This window comes from Vibrio ouci (assembly GCF_004551525.1).
Lineage (GTDB): Bacteria > Pseudomonadota > Gammaproteobacteria > Enterobacterales > Vibrionaceae > Vibrio > Vibrio ouci.
The window spans coordinates 1-846 of the sequence record NZ_SATR01000246.1 but is presented as its reverse complement, the minus strand read 5'-3'; the positions used below and the strand labels follow the sequence as shown (position 1 = coordinate 846).

1 protein-coding gene is annotated in these 846 nt (G+C 41.6%); it reads left to right on the top strand.

From position 1 onward, the window contains the following. Window positions 1-164: 164 nt before the first annotated feature. Window positions 165-581: an IS1096 element passenger TnpR family protein gene (locus tag ELS82_RS25475; protein ID WP_134837820.1), complete on the top strand. Its 417-nt coding sequence runs from the start codon at window positions 165-167 to the stop codon at window positions 579-581. The last annotated feature ends 265 nt before the right edge of the window (window positions 582-846 follow it).

Below are 846 nucleotides of genomic sequence, written 5' to 3'. Positions count from 1 at the left end.
AAGTAAATCATATGTTTGTGGTAAAACATAACAAACAATTCAACAGTGATTCGCAACGCTTGGCGCTTTCACTTCGGGTTGAGTTTAGTGTTTACGGCGCAATGTTTAAGTTCAGTGTTTGCGCTGCTCACACGTTAATTGGGCGTTAGGCAAATGAGGAAAGTATGTACATATCAATTAAAGTAAGTCTGGTCTCAGGTCTGTATGCTTATGAAGACTGGAGCTGTGAAATAGAGTTATCGCAAAACACATCATTGCGCGAACTGAACGAGATCATCCTTAATGCCGTTGGCTTTGATAATGACCACTTCTCTCAATTTTTCATTTCTCGTAGAGAATTTGGTTCGAGTCGAGAATCGTTCGATGACCGCACATACTCTCTCGATACTGAGTTATATGGTTTATTTCCACTGCCGAAAGGTAAAAAACTATTTTACTGGTTCGACTTTGGCGATGATTGGAAATTTCAGGTATCCAAATCTCGCAGCAAACCTAAGCCATTCGTCGATGGGGCAGAGTATCCTAAAGTGGTAAAAGAAGTAGGTGTTAAGCCAGAGCAATATCCTGAATCTGAGTGGTAAATTTGCCTAACAAACAGTTCAAGAGGGATTCAGCACGCGTGGCATCTTTGGTATGCGTTGATTTTGGTGTTGAAGTGCCATGCAGTAGCTTAGGTGTTGCGTGCTTCACCCCTTAACTGGGCGTTATGTACTTTGGAGGTCAAATGGATTTATCCTCAAATTTCAGAATGTTGGCGCTGTACAATCAGCGAATGAATAAGCAGTTACTTGGTGTTTGCAGTGAGCTGACTCATGAGCAGTTGCGTCAGAATACCAACTCATTTTT